13 protein-coding genes are annotated in these 19,105 nt (G+C 63.0%); 8 read left to right on the top strand and 5 right to left on the bottom strand.

All coding sequences use genetic code 11. The features are described 5' to 3' along the window. Positions 1-9: 9 nt before the first annotated feature. Together NHH73_01015 and NHH73_01010 are read right to left on the bottom strand one after the other, a co-directional pair. Positions 10-1,194, bottom strand: a complete 1,185-nt coding sequence (locus tag NHH73_01015; protein ID USX26911.1) for an isovaleryl-CoA dehydrogenase — start codon at positions 1,192-1,194, stop codon at positions 10-12. 86 nt (positions 1,195-1,280) lie between these two features. Continuing rightward, complete coding sequence (locus NHH73_01010; protein USX26910.1) at positions 1,281-1,679, bottom strand: MerR family DNA-binding transcriptional regulator; 399 nt, start codon at positions 1,677-1,679, stop codon at positions 1,281-1,283. 400 nt (positions 1,680-2,079) lie between these two features. Between NHH73_01010 and NHH73_01005 the strand changes: the two genes are divergently transcribed. Continuing rightward, the gene (locus NHH73_01005; protein USX26909.1) at positions 2,080-2,487 is read left to right on the top strand and encodes a hypothetical protein; all 408 of its coding nucleotides are present in this window, start codon (positions 2,080-2,082) and stop codon (positions 2,485-2,487) included. 245 nt (positions 2,488-2,732) lie between these two features. Then, positions 2,733-2,903 (top strand): hypothetical protein, encoded by a 171-nt coding sequence (locus NHH73_01000; GenBank protein ID USX26908.1) that lies wholly within the window; start codon positions 2,733-2,735, stop codon positions 2,901-2,903. On the opposite strand, the gene NHH73_00995 is transcribed toward NHH73_01000, so the two are convergent. The 3 genes from NHH73_00995 to NHH73_00985 form a co-directional block, all read right to left on the bottom strand. Next, entirely contained in the window at positions 2,900-3,517 is a 618-nt protein-coding gene (locus NHH73_00995; GenBank protein USX26907.1) for a UbiX family flavin prenyltransferase, read from the bottom strand. The genes NHH73_01000 and NHH73_00995 overlap by 4 nt on opposite strands. Then, entirely contained in the window at positions 3,510-3,821 is a 312-nt protein-coding gene (gene grxD / locus NHH73_00990; protein USX26906.1) for a Grx4 family monothiol glutaredoxin, read from the bottom strand. Before grxD ends, NHH73_00995 begins: the two co-directional genes overlap by 8 nt. Positions 3,822-4,003: 182 nt before the next feature. Beyond that, positions 4,004-6,352, bottom strand: a complete 2,349-nt coding sequence (locus NHH73_00985; protein USX26905.1) for an RNA-binding transcriptional accessory protein — start codon at positions 6,350-6,352, stop codon at positions 4,004-4,006. 248 nt (positions 6,353-6,600) lie between these two features. Here NHH73_00985 and NHH73_00980 point away from each other — a divergent pair, with 248 nt between their 5' ends. The 6 genes from NHH73_00980 to NHH73_00955 all read left to right on the top strand — a co-directional run bounded on the left by NHH73_00980 (position 6,601) and on the right by NHH73_00955 (position 18,949). Further along, positions 6,601-9,771 carry a DEAD/DEAH box helicase gene (locus NHH73_00980; GenBank protein USX26904.1) on the top strand — a complete coding sequence of 1,057 codons (3,171 nt, stop codon included), beginning with the start codon at positions 6,601-6,603 and terminating at the stop codon, positions 9,769-9,771. 1 nt (position 9,772) lies between these two features. Next, positions 9,773-10,909, top strand: a complete 1,137-nt coding sequence (locus tag NHH73_00975) for a PAS domain-containing sensor histidine kinase (protein USX26903.1) — start codon at positions 9,773-9,775, stop codon at positions 10,907-10,909. A gap of 44 nt (positions 10,910-10,953) precedes the next feature. Further along, positions 10,954-11,634 carry a response regulator transcription factor gene (locus NHH73_00970; protein ID USX26902.1) on the top strand — a complete coding sequence of 227 codons (681 nt, stop codon included), beginning with the start codon at positions 10,954-10,956 and terminating at the stop codon, positions 11,632-11,634. Between the two features lie 192 nt (positions 11,635-11,826). Next, on the top strand, positions 11,827-12,528 hold the full coding sequence (locus NHH73_00965; protein USX26901.1) for a transposase: 702 nt from the start codon (positions 11,827-11,829) through the stop codon (positions 12,526-12,528). Between the two features lie 195 nt (positions 12,529-12,723). Next, on the top strand, positions 12,724-17,448 hold the full coding sequence (locus tag NHH73_00960; GenBank protein ID USX26900.1) for a glutamate synthase-related protein: 4,725 nt from the start codon (positions 12,724-12,726) through the stop codon (positions 17,446-17,448). 37 nt (positions 17,449-17,485) lie between these two features. After that, positions 17,486-18,949 (top strand): glutamate synthase subunit beta, encoded by a 1,464-nt coding sequence (locus NHH73_00955; GenBank protein USX26899.1) that lies wholly within the window; start codon positions 17,486-17,488, stop codon positions 18,947-18,949. Positions 18,950-19,105 lie beyond the last annotated feature (156 nt).

Genomic DNA, 19,105 nt, shown 5'->3' with positions numbered 1-19,105 from the left:
GATGCGCAATTAGCGGGTTTCCGCGAACAGTTCGCGGCCGATCAGCATGCGGCGGATTTCGCTGGTGCCGGCGCCGATTTCATACAGCTTGGCGTCGCGCCACAGGCGGCCGACCGGATACTCGTTGATGTAGCCGTTGCCGCCCAGGGTCTGAATCGCCTCGCCGGCCATCCAGGTCGCCTTCTCTGCGCTGTACAGGATGGCGCCGGCGGCGTCCTTGCGCAGCTGGCGCACGGCCTCCGGCGTGGTGGCCCGGTCGCAGGCCTGGCCAACCGCGTAGACATAAGCCTTGCACGCCATCATGGTCGAGTACATGTCCGCGATCTTACCCTGCATCAGCTGGAACTCGCCGATCGCCTGACCGAACTGTTTACGGTCGTGGATGTAGGGCACGACCGCGTCCATGCACGCCTGCATGATGCCCAGCGGACCGCCGGACAGCACTGTGCGCTCGAAGTCCAGGCCCGACATCAAGACGTTGACGCCCTTGCCCAGGCCGCCGAGCACATTCTCGACCGGCACTTCGCAATCCTCGAACACCAGCTCGCCCGTGTGCGAGCCGCGCATGCCCAGCTTGTCGAGCTTTTGCGCCACCGAGAAACCCTTGTAGCCCTTCTCGATCAGGAAGGCGGTCATGCCCTTCGGTCCCGCCTCGAGGTCGCTCTTGGCGTAGACCACCAGCACGTCGGCGTCGGGGCCGTTGGTGATCCACATCTTGGTGCCGTTGAGCACCCAGCGGTCGCCCTTGAAGTCGGCGCGCAGCTTCATGCTGACGACGTCGGAGCCGGCGTTGGGTTCGGACATCGCCAGCGCGCCGACGTATTCGCCCGAGATCAGTTTCGGCAGGTATTTTTGTTTTTGTTCCTCGGTGCCGTTGCGCTTGATCTGGTTGACGCACAGGTTCGAGTGGGCGCCGTAGGACAGGCCGACCGAGGCCGACGCGCGCGAGATTTCCTCCATCGCCACGATGTGGGCCAGGTAGCCCATGTTGGCGCCGCCGTATTCCTCGCCGACGGTGATGCCGAGCACGCCCAGCTCGCCCATCTTGCGCCACAGGTCCATCGGGAACTGGTCGCTGCGGTCGATCTCGGCCGCGCGCGGGGCGATCTCGGCGGCGGCGAACTGTTGCACGGCTTCGCGCAGGGCGGCGATGTCTTCGCCGTGGTCAAAGGTCAGGCCTGGGAGATGGAGCATGTCATCCTCATTCTTCTGGTTGGATTTGAACGGCAATCATACCTTGGAGTGACGTTTACGTAAACGTAAAGTAAGCGTCAAATACGTCAGGCCGTTTTGGCCTCTTCCTGCGCCGCCAGCAGGCGTTTGCATTCGTCCTCGTGCGCGGTGATCTCGGCCAGCGACATCTCGATGTCCTCGCGCTGCTGTTCCAGGGTCTGGCGGTGCTGGGCCAGCACGCCGAGGAAGCGGTTCATCTGGGCACTGGTGTCCTTGGGCGTCTCGTACATGTCGACCAGGCTCTTGATTTCGGACAGCGACAGGCCGAGGCGCTTGCCGCGCAGGGTCAGCTTGAGGCGGGTGCGGTCGCGCGGCGTGTAGACGCGGCTGCGGCCGCCGGCTCCCTCGCGGGACGGGCTCAGCAGGCCCTGGTCTTCGTAGAAGCGGATGGCGCGCGCCGTGATGTCGAATTCACGGGCCAGTTCGGTAATGGTATAGGTAGGCATCGGGATCAGTGCGGTAAGTCGTTCGATTTCCGTTAACGTCAACGTAACGGATATTGTAGCGCGCCCGGCGCGGCGCCGGCGTGGTCGATTGCCCCGATCCGTGGCGCCCAGGTATCGTGCGACGCCGATCGGGGGGCGGCGGCATCATACGCTTCCGCGTAAAAGTGGTCTGGTCTTCAGCCGACGAATAATGGTAAAATTTGCAACTTCGGCATCCCTCAAAAGAGAGGGATGATCTTGCCTCTTTTGCAGTGCCCGGCCAAACATAATTTGGTCGGCTTGCTCGCCGGCATACGCACTTTCAGAGGATAGAATGCCAATTTCGACATCCCACCACGTCACCGTCAGCGCTCCTGTTCAAGAGACTGACTTTCATGACGCAACGTGAAATAGTGCACCCATGAACTCTTCCAATGAACGCGAAAGCTTTAGCCAGCGCTTGCAGCAGGCTCTTAAGAACGCCCACTACTCGCCCGACAGCCCCACAAGGCTGGCCAGGGAATTTAATATTCGGTTCGATGGCAGACCGATCACCGTCCACGCGGCCCGGAAATGGCTGGTGGGCGAGGCCATCCCGACCCAGGAAAAGCTGCGCATGATCGCGCAATGGTTGGGTGTGCCCGCCGAATGGTTGCGCTTCGGCGGCGCCGAGGCGGGCGCCCCGGCCGGCGAAAACGGCAACGGCGCCTCCCGTTTCGAGTCGGCCGACGTCAAACTCATCGCCGACTTACAGCGCCTGGACGAGCATCACCGGCAAATCGCCCGCGAATTTATTCGCATGCTGGTGCGCGTAAATTACCAAAAGTAGTCATTTTAAGTACTGGTACGGCGATATGTCGACCTTTGGTGACGGCTTTTCGGGCAAGTGGTCTGTGAAACTAGTTTCATGATTTCACCGGTTTTTGTTCGGAAAAGGTGCATTTGAAGTGGTGACTTTTTATTTTGGGCCCGTTTGCGAATTGTCATCGTTTCGACATGGATTTCAGGCACAATGGGGAGTCAGCGCCGCTGAACCGCAGCATTTACTTCGGAGCCAAGCTTTTGAGCCGTCCTATGAAAAGTAACTACAGCAACGTCGCGCAGCTAAAAGATTTGATGACCGTCCCGCCCATGACCGCCGCCCAGCATGCCGAGGTGATGCGCAAGCGCATCGCGCACCGCCGCATGGTGGAGGAAGCCAGGGATTTGAAACGCGCCAGCGGATCGCAGTTCGATAAGCGCTAGGCGGGACCGGCGCCATCGTCGTTGGACGGGCTGGCTGGTTTCATACCATGCCAGCGCGGGGTCAGCGTGTGCTCGATGCCGAACAGGTCTATGACGCGGCCCACGGTGTGGTCCACCATCTCCGCAATGCTTTGCGGATTATGATAAAAGCCAGGCAGCGGCGGGTAGATAATGCCGCCCATCTCCGTCACCGCCGTCATGTTGCGCAAGTGCGCGAGATTGAACGGCGTCTCCCTCACCATCAGCACCAGCCGGCGGCGCTCCTTGAGCACCACGTCGGCCGCGCGCGCGATCAGGTTGTCCGACAGGCCATGCGCCACCGACGCCAAGGTCTTCATCGAGCAGGGCGCGACGATCATGCCATCCGATTGGAACGAGCCGCTGGCGATCGACGCGCCGACGTCGCGCACCTTGTGCACCACGTGAGCGTACGATTCGACTTCCTTGCGCTGCAGGCCGGTTTCCTGGTGCAGGGTGAGGACGGCCGCTTCGGAGACGATCAGATGCGTCTCGACGTTTTCAGTATGTTGCAAATGTTGCAGCAGACGCACGCCATACACGGCGCCGGTGGCGCCGGTGATGGCGATGATTATCCGCCGGGGGCGATCAGGCATCCAGCAGGGCTTTCAGCTCGCCGGACTCGAACATCTCGTTCATGATGTCCGAGCCGCCGATGAACTCGCCTTTAACGTAGAGCTGCGGAATGGTCGGCCAGTTCGAGTAGTCCTTGATGCCTTGGCGCACTTCCGGATCTTCCAGCACGTTGACGGTGGCGATGTTTTCGACGCCGCAGGCTTTCAGGATCTGGATGGCGCGGCCGGAGAAGCCGCATTGCGGGAACTGGGCGGTGCCCTTCATGAACAGCACCACCGGGGTGGCGGTCACGGTTTCTTTGATCCAGGTTTGTACGTCGCTCATAGCTGCCTCAGTATAAATAAGTATTAGGTGCCCACATTTTATAAGAAATGCGGCCCCCGCGTACCAACAACCCACGGGGTCAGGTCCGACATTCGGACAAATCCAGATTTTGCGGAACTTTTTTGGTTGGCAAAAGTTCAAAAATGTCCGAATGTCGGACCTGACCCCAGGGTTTACAGGGTTTAGCCGCGCAGTTTGGCGAAGGCCGCCGCCATGCTGCCGCCGATCGGTTCGGCGCGGGCGGTTTGCTTTTGGTGCTGGCCCATGCTCTTGCGGTCGGTGCGGTCGCTGCGCTGCTGCGGCTGGGCGCCAGCTTGCGGGGCGCTGTCGGTCATGCGCATCGTCAACGCGATGCGCTTGCGCTTTTCGTCCACTTCCAGCACCTTCACCTTGACCACCTGGCCGGCTTTGACCACCGTGTGCGGGTCTTTGACGAAGGTGTTCGACAGCGCCGAGATATGCACCAGGCCGTCCTGGTGCACGCCGATGTCGACGAACGCGCCGAACGCGGCTACGTTGGTGACCACGCCTTCGAGGATCATGTCGGGACGCAAGTCGCGGATTTCTTCGACGCCGTCCTTGAAGGTGGCGGTGGTGAACTCGGGACGCGGATCGCGGCCCGGCTTTTCCAGCTCCTTCAAAATATCGGTGATGGTCGGGACGCCGAACTTGTCGTCGGCGTACTTGGCCGGGTTGAGCGACTTGATCAAGGCGGTCTCGCCGATGACGGCCTTGATGTCCTTTTTGATGTCGCCGAGGATTTTTTCGACCAGCGGATACGATTCCGGATGCACCGCCGAGGCGTCCAGCGGATTTTCGCCGCCCATCACGCGCAGGAAGCCGGCCGCCTGCTCGAAGGTCTTGTCGCCCAGGCGCGGCACCGATTTGAGCGCGGCGCGCGAGGCGAAAGCGCCCTTGACGTCGCGGTAGGAGACGATGGCCTGCGCCACCGACGTCGACAGTCCCGACACGCGCGCCAGCAGGGGCGCCGACGCGGTGTTGACGTCCACGCCCACGGCATTGACGCAATCCTCGACCACGGCGTCGAGCGAGCGCGCCAGCTGGGTTTGCGAGACGTCGTGCTGGTACTGGCCGACGCCGATCGATTTCGGGTCGATCTTGACCAGCTCGGCCAGCGGGTCCTGCAGGCGGCGCGCGATCGAGACGGCGCCGCGCAGCGACACGTCCATGTCCGGCAGCTCGCGCGAGGCGAATTCGGACGCCGAGTACACCGACGCGCCCGCCTCGGAGACGACGATCTTGGTCATCTTCTGATCCGGATGCTGCTTGATCAGGTCCTGCGCCAGCTTGTCGGTTTCGCGCGAGGCGGTGCCATTGCCGATCGAAATCAAGGAGACGTTGTGCTTGGCGGCCAGGCGGCCCAGGATGTGCAGCGAGCCGTCCCAGTCGTTCTTCGGCTGGTGCGGATAGATGACGGCGGTGTCGACCACCTTGCCGGTGGCGTCGACCACGGCCACCTTGACGCCGGTGCGCAGGCCCGGGTCCAGGCCCATGGTGGCGCGCTGTCCGGCCGGCGCGGCCAGCAGCAGGGCTTTCAAATTGGTGGCGAAGACGTTGATCGCGTCAAGCTCGGAACGCTCGCGCAGCGCACCCATCAATTCGGTCTCCAGGTGCATGAAGCTTTTCACGCGCCAGGTCCAGCGCGCCGTGTCGGCCAGCCATTTGTCGGCCGCGCGGCCCTGGTTCTTGATGCCGAAGCGGGCGGCGATGCGGCCTTCGCACGGATTGTGCGGCGCGTCCCACTTCGGTTTCTCGGCTTCGGTGTCGAGCCGCAGGGTGACGTCGAGGATGCCTTCGCGGCGCCCGCGCATCAGCGCCAGCGCGCGGTGCGACGGCACGGTGCCGATGGTCTCCGAATAGTCGAAGTAATCGGCGAATTTTTCGCCTTCGTCTTGCTTTCCTTCAATAACTTTCGATTCAACGATGCCATGCTCTTGTACGTACTCGCGCAACGACTGCAGCAAGGTGGCGTCCTCGGCGAAGCGCTCCATCAGGATTTGGCGGGCGCCGTCGAGCGCGGCCTTGGTGTCGGCGACGCCGGGATTGTTGCCGTCGGCGGTGGTGAAGGCTTCGCGCAGGAAGCGGGTGGCTTCCGTTTCAGGAGTCAGTTCGGGGTTGGCCAGCAGACTGTCGGCCAGCGGCGCGAGGCCCGCTTCGATGGCGATTTGCGCTTTGGTGCGGCGTTTTTGTTTGTACGGAAGATATAAGTCTTCCAACCGGGTCTTGTCTTCCGCATGCATGACAGCATCTAATAAGGCCGGCGTCATCTTGTTCTGCTCGGTGATGGAGGCGACGATGGCGGCGCGGCGGTCTTCCAGCTCGCGCAGGTAGCGCAGGCGTTCTTCGAGCAGTCGTAGCTGAATGTCGTCGAGTCCGCCGGTGGCCTCCTTGCGGTAACGGGCGATGAAGGGCACGGTGGCGCCTTCGTCCAGCAGGGCGATGGCGGCGGCGACCTGGACCGGTTTAGCGGCAAGTTCGAGGGCGAGGCGTTGTTCGATGGAAGGCAGCATGTGGGTCGTTCCTTAGCGGTCAAGCCCGGAATGATACGCAATCGGCGCGATTGTGCCAGTCTTGACAGTCCAAATGGACGAAGATATGGCCGATCCGCAAAGTTTGAACCGTGTTTGAGGCGTCGAAAGACACCAAAGGCACATAAGCACGCGGGTTTTTCAAAAGAATCCGCAAACACGAACGCGTGTATGGCGGATAATATCGCCTGTTGCCGTTTTTGAACCATCTTTGAACAACAATGCGACCTATGGATTTTACCCGCGACGACGCCACCGACGAGGTTCCCGCCAAGCCAGCCGCCCCGGCGGCAGTGCCGGCCGCAGTTCCTGCGATTCCCACGCGCCTGCCGCCGCCGCCGGCGAACCAATTGTCGTACGCGGTGGCCACCTGGCTGCAACGGGTCGACGCCGCCGCGCATCCCAAGGCCAAGCTGACCGCGCCCCCGGTCGATAGCGATCCGAAACAAACCCAGTACCGCCTGATCTACGTGATGGCGCCGACCAGCGGCGGCCGCCACGTGGCGCTGTGCCTGTACAAGGCGCGGTTGCGCTCGAACGGCGACGTCGCCGCCGCCACCCCGGTCAGCGAAGTGTTCTCGCTGCTGTCGGCGCCGCCGACCTTCCTGGCGTCCGGCGACGAGGATTTGATTCGTTTCTTTGTCGCCATGCGCAGCGGCCAGAATTCGCAGACCGGCTCGGCCACCGAGCCGCGCGGCAAGATCGGCGCGGCGCTGCTGCAAATGCTGGCCGAGCAGGATAAATTGCTGTGGGCAAATTCGTGGGCCGACGTCGGCAACGGCCTGGTGTATCCGCTCAAGGGCGGCGTGCTGCGCGAAGCCAACCTGGCCTGGCGCGAAGAGGGCAAGGGCCTGCGTCTGGGCTGGCAGGTGCAGCCGCCGCCGGGCGCGCGCGCAACCAGCAACGGCGCCGACCAGGTCGATTACATGCTGCCGACCGACCCGCCTTGGTACATCGACAACCTGTCCTGCGGCGTGCTGCAACTGAACCAGGGCGGCGCCGCGATTCCGCTGGCCGACCTGCAGGCGCTGGTTGCCCAGGCGCCGCTGCTGACGGCCAACGACAAGATGCGCGTGTCGCAACTGTTGCTGGCGCACGGCCTGCAACAGCTGATGCCGCTGCCGCAGCCGCTGCCGCAGCGGGTGCGCGACGACGTCAAGCCGCGCCCGGTGCTGACCCTGGACTCGGCGATGCTGGCCGACGGCTCCCTGCAACGCTGGCACGATTTCGCCGTGCTGTCGTTCGACTACGACGGCGAGCGCGTCTCCTTCGATCCGTCGCAGCGCGTGGTGCGCCAGAAGGGCGAGGTCACCGAGATCATCCAGCGCGACGCCGGCGCCGAGGAGCAAGCGCTGGCTCTGCTGAACGAGCGCCATTTCCAGACGCCGGCCGCGTTGCCGCTGAGCAGTGTCAAAGGCGGGCTGCTGTTGCCTAGCCAGGCCGAATGGATACGCTTCGCCCGCGACGGCATCGCCGCGCTGAAGGACGCCGGCTGGAAAGTCGAAAAAACCACCAAATACCGCTACGACGTCATGGAAGTGGGCGACTGGTATGCCGACGTCACGGCGGACCCTGCCGACGGCGGCCGCGCCTGGTTCGAACTGGAACTGGGCATCATGGTCGACCAGGAGCGCGTGCCGCTGCTGCCCGTGCTGGTGCAATTGATACGCAACGCGCCCAACGATTTCAATCCGAAGGCCATCGCCAGCCACGGCGACGACGACCAGATGCTGGCCACCCTGGCCGACGGCGCGCGCGTGGCGCTGCCGTGGGCGCGCATCAAGCCGATCCTGTCGACCCTGGGCGAGCTGTATTTCAGCGACAAGATCAAGACCTCGCTGCGCATGGCGACCCTGGACGCCGCGCGCCTGGACGAGCTGGCCCGCAACGTGGAGTTGAAGTGGAACGGCGGCGACGAACTGCGCGAAATGGGCGCGCGCCTGAACCAGTTCGGCGAAGTCAAGAAGGTCGAGACGCCGGCCGGCCTGCAGGCGACCCTGCGCGATTACCAGACCGACGGCCTGTCGTGGATGCAGTTCCTGCGCGAATACGGCTTCGCCGGCATCCTGGCCGATGACATGGGCCTGGGCAAGACGGTGCAAACCCTGGCCCACATCCTGATCGAAAAAGAGGCGGGCCGCCTGACGGCGCCGGCGCTGGTGATCGCGCCGACCAGCCTGATGGGCAACTGGCAGGAGGAGGCGGCCCGATTCGCGCCAAGCCTGCGCGTGCTGCTGTTGCAAGGCAAGGACCGCATGGGCCAGTTCGACCAGATCGACGAGGCCGACCTGGTGCTGACCACCTACGCGCTGTTGCCGCGCGACGAGGAAAAACTGCGCGAGCACGATTTCCACTTGGTGATCCTGGACGAGTCGCACTACATCAAGAACACCCGCTCCAAGGCCGCTCAGAGCGCCGGCCTGCTGCGCGCCCGCCACCGCCTGTGCCTGTCGGGCACGCCGCTGGAAAACCATCTGGGCGAGCTGTGGTCGCAATTCCACTTCCTGCTGCCGGGCCTGCTGGGCGACGAGAAGGGCTTCAACAGCGTGTTCCGCCATCCGATCGAGCGCCAGGACGATCCGATGCGCCGGGCGCTGCTGAACCGCCGCATCAAGCCTTTCCTGTTACGCCGGACCAAGGATAACGTGGCCAAGGAGTTGCCGCCGAAGACCGAGATGGTGCGCAAGGTCGAGCTGACCGGCGCCCAGCGCGACCTGTACGAAACCGTGCGGCTGGCGATGGACCAAAAGGTACGCGAGGAAATCGACCGCAAAGGTGTGGCGCGCAGCCAGATCGTCATCCTCGAGGCGCTGCTCAAGCTGCGCCAGGTGTGTTGCGATCCGCGCCTGGTCAAGTCGCTGCCGTCGAAGAAGCAGACGGCCGGCTCGGCCAAGCTGATCGACCTGATGCAGATGGTCGAGGATTTGCTGGAGGAAAACCGCAAGATCCTGGTGTTCTCGCAGTTCACCAGCATGCTCGAGCTGATCGAGCAAGAGCTCGAGGCGCGCGACATCCCGTACGCGCTGTTGACCGGCGACACCAAGGACCGCAGCGCGCAGGTGGCGGCCTTCCAGCAGGGCGCGGTGCCGATCTTCCTGATCAGCCTGAAGGCCGGCGGCGTCGGCCTGAACCTGACGGCGGCCGACACCGTGATCCATTACGATCCGTGGTGGAACCCGGCGGCCGAGAACCAGGCCACCGACCGCGCCTGGCGCATCGGCCAGGACAAGCCGGTGTTCGTCTACAAGCTGATCGCCAAAGGCACCCTGGAAGAGAAGATCCAGGTGCTGCAGCAGAAAAAATCCGACTTGGCGCAATCGATCCTGGCCGAGGGCGAGTCGCAGAAAATGGCGCTCACGCAAGAGGATCTGCAGCAGATCTTCGCGCCGCTGGTTGAGTAAGGTGGCGGCCACCGTCGACGAGTTGCAGGCGGCGTTGGCGCGATCGCGGGCGAACGAGGCCCGCTACCGCCTGCTGCTCGACAACAGCGTCGATGTCAGCTGGGTGGCCGATTGCGCCAGCTTGCGGTTGACCTGGCTCAGCGCGGCGGCGGAACGCCAGTTCGGCTATACGCTTGAAAGCGCCGACACCATGGCGGCCGGCCTGCTGGGCGATCTGGCGCCGCGCCTGACGCGCTTTGCCGGCGGCGACGCCAGCCGGCGTCGCGTACTGCGCGAGGCCGAACTTGTGCACGCCGACGGCCGCTTGTTGCCAGTGGAAATAGACTCCTTCCTGATCCTCGACGACGCTGGCGTGCCGGTGCAGGTGGCCGGCGTGGTGCGCGACCTGACGGCGCGCCGCGAACTGGCCGAACAGCAAAAGAAATTCGCCTCGATGCTGTCGCACGAATTCCGCACGCCGCTGTCGACTATCGACGGCGCCGTGCAGCGCCTGGAGATGACCGGCGCCCACCACGACGAAGGCACCCGCAAGCGCTACCGCAAGATACAGACGGCGGTCGACCGTATGTTGGCGATGCTCGACGAATACCTGTCGCCGGAGCGCATGGCCAGCATCGGCCGCGCGCGCCAGCCCGACGAGATCTCGCCGGCGGCGCTGCTGCAATCGGTCGCCGAGCAGGCCCGCAGCCGCCGCAGCCGCGTCAATCTGCGCGTGGAGGCGCTGCCGCAATGGATGCGCTGCGACCCCGCCGGCATCCGACTGTGCCTGGAAATATTGATCGACAATGCCATCAAATACACGGATGCGAATACTCCGTTAGAATTGATGGGCAAAATTGCAACCGAGGGTGGTGTCGAGTTCCTGGTGCGCGATGGCGGCGCCGGCGTGCCGGCGGCCGAGCTGGAGCAAATCTTCGCCAAGGCTTACCGTGGCAGTAACGCTGCCGGCGTGGCGGGATCCGGCCTGGGGCTGTACATGGCGCGCGCCATCGTCGACGTCCACGGCGGCACTGTCACGGTCAGGAATGTTTCTGAAAGCGGCGCGGAATTTCGGATTTGGCTGCCGGTAACTACCGTTCCCGGGAAAAGCCTTGCGCGAGCGGGTGGCAGCAGTGATAATTCCCCGCATACAAGCTGAAGAGTACGGGCGCAACGCTCAACAATCGATCAAATGGCGCATCAATGACGCAAATACTTATCGTGGAAGACAATCTGGACTACGCCGAAGAAATGGCGGAGTTCCTGATTGAGCTACAACACGAAGTGCACATCACCAATAACGCCAGCGATATGTGGACGGCCCTCAGCCAGGGAAACGTGGGCGTGGTGGTGCTGGACCTCGGCTTGCCCGATGAAGACGGCTTCAACGTCATTCCGCGCATGCGCCAGCTTTACCCGCAGATCGGCCTGCTGGTGCTGACCGGCCGCGTCGCCTTCGACAACCGCATCCTCGGTCTGCGCCTCGGAGCCGACCATTACCTGACCAAGCCGATCAAATTCCCCGAGTTGGCCGCGCACATCGAGGCGCTCGACCGCCGCGTCGGCCCGCAGGAAACCATTCCGCTGCCGAGCAAGTGGACGCTGAAGGTGAGCGCCCGCCAGCTCGAGCTGCAAGGCCTGGCGATCACCCTGACGGAAAAGGAATGCAATTTCCTGCACCTGCTGACGATTAACACCCGTCCGGTGCCGCGCCAGGTCATCGTGGCCGGCATCGGCGGCGACGATCCCGACGCCGGCCGCCGCGTCGACATGCTCGTATATCGCCTGCGCAAAAAGGCGCGCACCGGCCTGGGCCAGGACCTGCCGCTGCGCAGCGCCTATGGCGAAGGCTACAGCCTCTCGGCCAGCTTCAATCTGTCCTGACGTAATTAGGGACAGAGTGGTGTAGAATCTCGTATTCGACCACCAACGCCCGAACCATCTGAAACACGTAGGGCGGATTAGCGCAGCGTAATCCGCCAATGCGTGCGTTTCGATGGCGCATGCATTGGCGGATTACGGCGTGCCGCCTAATCCGCCCTACGTGTCACCAAGGCGGCTTTCCACTTAGCTTATATGGCACGTCTCCCACGCCTGATCGTCCCCGCCCAGCCGCACCACGTCATCCAGACCGGCAACAACGACCAGCTGATCTTCCACGATGCCGAGGATTACCAGTCTTTCCACGGCTGGCTGCGCACCGCCGCCAAAAATCACAAGGTGGCGGTGCATGCCTACGTCCTGATGCCCAACCACCTGCATTTGCTGGTCACGCCGTCCGATGAAAACGGCCTGGGCCAGATGATGCAGTGGATCGGCCGCTACTACGTTCCCTACTTCAACCAGAAATATAGCCGCAGTGGAACTTTGTGGAACGGACGCTACAAAACCTCGCTGATCGACGCCGATGAATACTTCATGCTGTGCAGCCGTTACATCGAGTTCAACCCGGTCCGCAACGGCATGGTCAGCCGCGCCGAGGACTATCCATGGTCCAGCTATTGCCATCACGCCGGTATCCGCTCGGACGGCCTGGTGGTCGATCACGCGCAATTCTGGGCGCTTGGCAATACGCCGTTCCAGCGCGAGGCGGCGTATACGGCCCTGAGCGAACCGCCGCTGACGGTAGAGCAGATCTCCTCTATCAGCAAGGCGCTGCTGAAGGGCTGGCCGCTGGGATCGGACCAGTTCAAAACGGCATTGCAGAACAAGGTCAAGCGTCAGGTATTGCCGGCGAAACGGGGCCGTCCCTTCAAAATCAAGACTGAATCCACCTGAGCTAATTCGGCCAAACCGCAGGAAACTAACGTTCCTGCGGTTTTTTTAAATGCCGGTTCACTCTGTCCCTAATTAAAATTTTAAGCAACTTCAAAAAATTTAATTCGACTCCGACCCTATTTGTTATAGTTGTTTTTTACGCTGCATTGCACTACTCTAGTTTCTCATTAGCCTAATTGCCAGCGGAGAAGCCCCATGAAAGCCCAAGGTCTGTACGATCCTTCCAATGAACACGATGCCTGCGGCGTCGGATTCGTCGCCCACATCAAGGGAAATAAAAGCCACTCCATCGTCGAACAGGGTCTGCTGATCCTGAAGAACCTCGATCACCGGGGTGCCGTGGGCGCGGACGCGCTGATGGGCGACGGCGCCGGCATCCTGATCCAGATTCCGGACCAGTACTACCGCGACGAGATGGCCAAGCAGGGCGTGGAACTGCCTCCGCCGGGCGAATACGGCGTCGGCATGGTATTCCTGCCGAAGGAAAACGCGTCCCGCATCGCCTGTGAACAGGAAATCGAGCGCGCCGTGCGCGCCGAAGGCCAGGTCGTGCTGGGCTGGCGCAATGTGCCGGTCGACTGCGAAATGCCAATGTCGCCGACAGTGCGCGCCAAAGAGCCTGTCATCCGCCAGATCTTCATCGGCCGCGGCGCCGACATCATGGTGACCGACGCGCTGGAACGCAAACTGTATGTGATCCGCAAATCGTCCGGCCACGCCATCCAGGCGCTCAAGCTGCTGCACGGCAAGGAATTCTTCGTCGCCTCGATGTCGGCCCGCACCATCGTCTACAAGGGCCTGCTGCTGGCCGACCAGGTCGGCGTGTACTATAAAGACCTGCAGGACGCGCGCTGCGTCTCGGCGCTGGCGCTGGTACACCAGCGTTTCTCGACCAACACCTTCCCGGAGTGGCCGCTGGCCCACCCGTACCGCCTGATCGCCCACAACGGCGAGATCAACACCGTCAAAGGCAACTTCAACTGGATGCGCGCGCGCGAAGGCGTGATGAAATCCGCCGTGCTGGGCGAAGACCTGCAGAAGCTGTTCCCGCTGATTTATGAAGGCCAGTCGGACACCGCCTGCTTCGACAACGCGCTCGAACTGCTGCTGATGGCGGGCTATCCGATCGCCCAGGCGATGATGATGATGATCCCGGAAGCCTGGGAAAATCACGGCACGATGGACGACAATCGCCGCGCGTTCTACGAATATCACGCCGCGATGATGGAACCGTGGGATGGCCCGGCCGCCATGGCCTTCACCGACGGCCGCTACATCGGCGGCACCCTGGACCGCAACGGTTTGCGTCCTGCGCGTTACATCGTCACCGACGACGATCTGGTGGTGATGGCGTCGGAATCAGGCGTGTTGCCGATCCCGGAATCGAAAATCATCCAGAAATGGCGTCTGCAGCCGGGCAAGATGTTCCTGATCGACCTGGAAGCGGGCCGCATCATCGACGATAAAGAGCTCAAAGACACGTACGCCAACGCCAAGCCGTACAAGGCGTGGATCAACGCCGTGCGCATCAAGCTCAACGAAATCAAGCTGAGCGAAAGCCAGCTGGCGCACAACCGCGTCAAGTACAGCGCCGCGCCGGGCGAAAAAGCCGTCGCGTCCGTACTGGACCGCCAGCAGGCGTTCGGCTACACCCAGGAAGACCTGAAGTTCCTGATGGCGCCGATGGCCGCCGCCGGCGAAGAAGCCACCGGCTCGATGGGCAACGACTCGCCGCTGGCCGTCATGTCCAACAAGCTCAAGCCGCTGTACAACTACTTCAAGCAGCTGTTCGCCCAGGTGACCAACCCGCCGATCGACCCGATCCGCGAAGCGATGGTGATGTCGCTGGTGTCGTTCATCGGCCCCAAGCCTAACCTGCTGGACACCAACAACGTCAACCCGCCGATGCGCCTTGAAGTGTCGCAGCCGATTCTCGGCTTCGACGACATGGCGCGCCTGCGCGGCATCAGCCTGCACACCGGCGGCAAGTTCAAGTCGTACGAGCTGAGCATCTGCTACCCGCTGGCCTGGGGCAAGGAAGGCGTCGAAGCCTGCCTGGCGTCGCTGTGCGCCGAGGCGGTCGACGCCGTCAAGTCCGGCCACAACATCCTGATCGTCTCCGACCGCTCGATCGGCGCCGATCGTGTGGCCATCCCCGCACTTCTGGCCACATCTACCGTGCATCAGCATTTGGTCAGCAAAGGCCTGCGCGCCTCGACCGGCTTGGTCGTCGAAACCGGCTCGGCCCGCGAAACCCACCACTTCGCGCTGCTGGCAGGCTACGGCGCCGAAGCGATCCACCCGTACCTGGCGATGGAAACCCTGGTCGAGCTGGCGCACGGCATGCCGGGCGACATGTCCGGCGACAAGGCGGTCTACAACTACACCAAGGCCATCGGCAAGGGCTTGATGAAGGTGATGTCGAAGATGGGCATCTCCACTTATATGTCGTACTGCGGCGCGCAGATCTTCGAAGCGGTCGGCCTGAACAAGTCGCTGGTCGACAAGTATTTCAAGGGCACCGCCTCGAACGTCGAAGGTATCGGCGTGTTCGAAGTGGCCGAGGAAGCGCTGCGCCTGCACAACCTGGCCTTCGGCGACGATCCTGTGCTGGCCAACAACCTGGACGCCGGCGGCGAGTACGCCTTCCGCGTGCGCGGCGAGGACCATCTTTGGACCCCGGACGCGATCGCCAAGTTGCAGCATTCGACCCGCAGCAACAATTTCTCCAGCTACAAGGAGTACGCACAGATCATCAACGACCAGAGCAAGCGTCACCTGACCTTGCGCGGCCTGTTCGAGTTCAAGCTGGACCCGGCCAAGGCGATCCCGCTGGAGGAAGTCGAGCCAGCCAAGGAAATCGTCAAGCGTTTCGCCACCGGCGCGATGTCGATGGGTTCGATCTCGACCGAGGCGCACGCGACCCTGGCCGTGGCAATGAACCGCATCGGCGGCAAGTCCAACACCGGCGAAGGCGGCGAGGACCCATCGCGCTACACGATGGAACTCAAAGGCATCAAGATCAAGCAGGGCGAGACCATGGCTTCGGTCATGGGCAAAGAGCAGATGGTGGTCGACATTCCCTTGCAGGAAGGCGATTCGCTGCGCTCGCGCATCAAGCAGGTTGCTTCGGGCCGTTTCGGCGTCACCGCCGCCTACCTGAACTCGGCCGACCAGATCCAGATCAAAATGGCACAGGGCGCGAAACCTGGCGAGGGCGGCCAGTTGCCCGGCCATAAAGTGTCGGAATACATCGCCACCCTGCGCTTCTCGGTGCCTGGTGTCGGCTTGATTTCGCCGCCGCCGCACCATGACATTTATTCGATTGAAGATCTGGCGCAGCTGATTCACGATCTGAAGAACGCCAATCCGCGCGCCTCGATCTCGGTCAAGCTGGTGTCGGAAGTCGGCATCGGCACCGTTGCCGCCGGCGTCACCAAGGCCAAGGCCGACCACGTCGTCGTTGCCGGCCATGACGGCGGCACGGGCGCTTCGCCATTGTCGTCGGTCAAGCACGCCGGCACCCCTTGGGAGCTGGGCCTGGCTGAAACGCAGCAGACCTTGGTGCTGAACGGCCTGCGCAGCCGCATCCGCGTGCAAGCGGACGGACAGATGCGCACCGGCCGCGACGTCGTCATCGCCGCCATGCTGGGCGCCGACGAGATCGGCTTCGCGACCGCGCCGCTGGTGGTCGAAGGTTGCATCATGATGCGCAAATGCCATCTGAACACTTGCCCGGTCGGCGTCGCCACGCAGGACCCTGTGCTGCGCGCCAAGTTCTCCGGCAAGCCTGAGTACGTGGTCAACTACTTCTTCTTCGTCGCCGAGGAAGCCCGTCAGCTGATGGCGCAACTGGGCATCCGCACCTATGACGAGCTGATCGGCCGCGTCGACCTGCTGGACAAGTCGAAGGCGATCACGCACTGGAAGGCCAAGGGCCTGGACTTCAGCGCCATCTTCTACCAGCCGGAAGTGCAGGACGGCCACTCGATCTATCACACGATGGACCAGGACCACGGCCTCGACAAGGCGCTCGACCACAAGCTGATCGCGCAAGCCAAGGCCGCGCTGGAGAAGGGCGAGCGCGTCTCGTTCATCTCGCCGGTACGCAACGTCAACCGCACCGTCGGCACCATGCTGTCGGGCGAAGTGGCCAAGCGCTATGGTCACGCCGGCCTGCCGGACGACACCATCCACATCCAGCTGCAGGGCACGGCAGGCCAGTCGGCCTGCGCCTTCCTGGCGCACGGCATCACCATCGACCTGGTCGGCGAAGGCAACGATTACGTCGGCAAGGGCTTGTCGGGCGGCCGCATCATCGTGCGTCCGAACACCGAGTTCCGCGGCTGGGCCGTCAACAACATCATCATCGGTAACACGGTGCTGTACGGCGCGATCAGCGGCGAAGCGTTCTTCAACGGCGTGGCCGGCGAACGTTTCGCGGTGCGCAACTCCGGCGCCACGGCCATTGTCGAAGGCACCGGCGACCACGGTTGCGAGTACATGACCGGCGGCACCGTCGTTGTGCTGGGCTGCACCGGCCGCAACTTCGCGGCCGGCATGTCGGGCGGCATCGCCTACGTCTACGACCCGGACGGCGATTTCGAATCGCGCTGCAACACCGCCATGGTGTCGCTCGAGCCGGTCGTGACCGCCAAGCAGCAGGAAGCGGACAAGGCCACGTGGCACATCCAGCAAAAGGACAAGGGCGCGGAAGCGGACGAGGTGATCCTGAAACGCTTGATCGAGCGTCACTTCAAGCACACCGGCAGTACGCGCGCCCGTCTGTTGCTGGACAACTGGGCCGATGGCCGCAGCAAGTTCGTCAAGGTATTCCCAAGCGAATACAAACGCGCCCTGGCCGAAATGGCCCAGGACGTGGCGAACGAAGCCGCCGCCGTCCAGCCGATCGCCGCTTAAGCGCCGTCTTGTTGACTGAATAATTTAAGGATTTATCGTGGGTAAAATCACCGGTTTCATGGAATTCCAGCGCCAGGACGAGGGCTATCTGCCGCCAGCGGCGCGTTTGAAGAACTATTCCGAGTTCGTCATCACCCTGACCAACGAGCAGGCCAAGGTGCAGGGCGCGCGCTGCATGGATTGCGGCATCCCATTCTGCAACACGGGCTGCCCGGTCAACAACATCATCCCGGACTGGAACGATCTGGTTTATCGCGGCAACTACCGCGAAGCGCTTGACACCTTGCACTCGACCAACAACTTCCCGGAATTCACCGGCCGCATCTGCCCGGCACCGTGCGAATCGGCCTGTACCCTGGGCATCAACAATGATCCGGTCGGCATCAAGTCGATCGAGCACAAGATCATCGACGAAGGCTGGGAACACGGCTGGGTCGTGCCGCAGCCTGCGGCCCACCAGACCGGCAAGAAAGTGGCCGTGGTCGGTTCCGGCCCGGCCGGCCTGGCGGCGGCGCAGCAGCTGGCGCGCGCCGGCCACGCCGTGACCGTGTTCGAAAAGAGCGACCGCGTCGGCGGCCTGCTGCGTTACGGCATTCCAGACTTCAAGATGGAGAAGTCGCACATCGACCGCCGTATCAAGCAGATGGAAGAAGAAGGCGTCGTGTTCCGCACCAGCGTGCTGGTGGGCAAGGACTTCCCGGCCAACGTCAACAACTGGGCCAAGGAAACCATTTTCCCGGAAGACCTGGAAAAAGAATTCGACGCGGTCATCCTGGCCGGCGGCGCCGAGCAGCCGCGCGACCTGCCGGTGCCGGGCCGTGAGCTGAAGGGCGTGCATTTCGCGATGGACTTCCTGCCGCTGCAAAACAAGGTCAACGCCGGCGACAAGGTCAAGGACCAGCTGAAGGCCACCGGCAAGCATGTGGTCGTCATTGGCGGCGGCGACACCGGTTCCGACTGCGTCGGCACCTCCAACCGCCACGGCGCCGCCTCGGTCACCCAGTTCGAACTGATGCCGATGCCGCCGGAGCAAGAGAACAAGCCGCTGGTGTGGCCGTACTGGCCGACCAAGCTGCGCACCTCGTCGTCGCACGAAGAAGGTTGCGAGCGCGATTGGGCGGTCGCCACCAAGCGTCTGGAAGGCAAGGGCGGCAAGGTCGACAAGCTGATCGCCTGCCGCGTCGAATGGAAAGACGGCAAGATGGCCGAAGTGCCGAACTCGGAATTCGAAATGAAGGCCGATCTGGTGCTGCTGGCGATGGGCTTCGTGTCGCCGGTCGCCAACGTGCTCGACGCCTTCGGCATCGACAAGGATGCGCGCGGCAACGCCAAGGCCACCACCGATGGCGAGGGTTGCTACAAGACTTCCGCACCGAAAGTGTTTGCCGCGGGCGACGTGCGCCGTGGCCAGTCGCTGGTGGTGTGGGCGATCCGCGAAGGGCGCCAGTGCGCGCGCGCGGTCGACGAGTTCCTGATGGGCTATTCCGACCTGCCACGCTAAGTAGAGGCAGCGGAACGGTTTGCTTCCCAGCCGGGAGCGAGTGGGTGATCCCCGTTCGCTGCCCGGTTTTTTTATTTGGGGTCAAGTCTGTCATTCGGACACAGGCTAAGCCGTAGAACGGAAACTGCGCGGCCAACGCATCCGTTCGTGTCCGAA

The sequence above is a fragment of the Oxalobacteraceae bacterium OTU3CINTB1 genome, from assembly GCA_024123955.1.
Taxonomy (GTDB): Bacteria; Pseudomonadota; Gammaproteobacteria; order Burkholderiales; family Burkholderiaceae_D; genus Rugamonas.
Note: the sequence above shows the minus strand (reverse complement) of the source record. Positions and strands in the feature narration are given on the sequence as shown.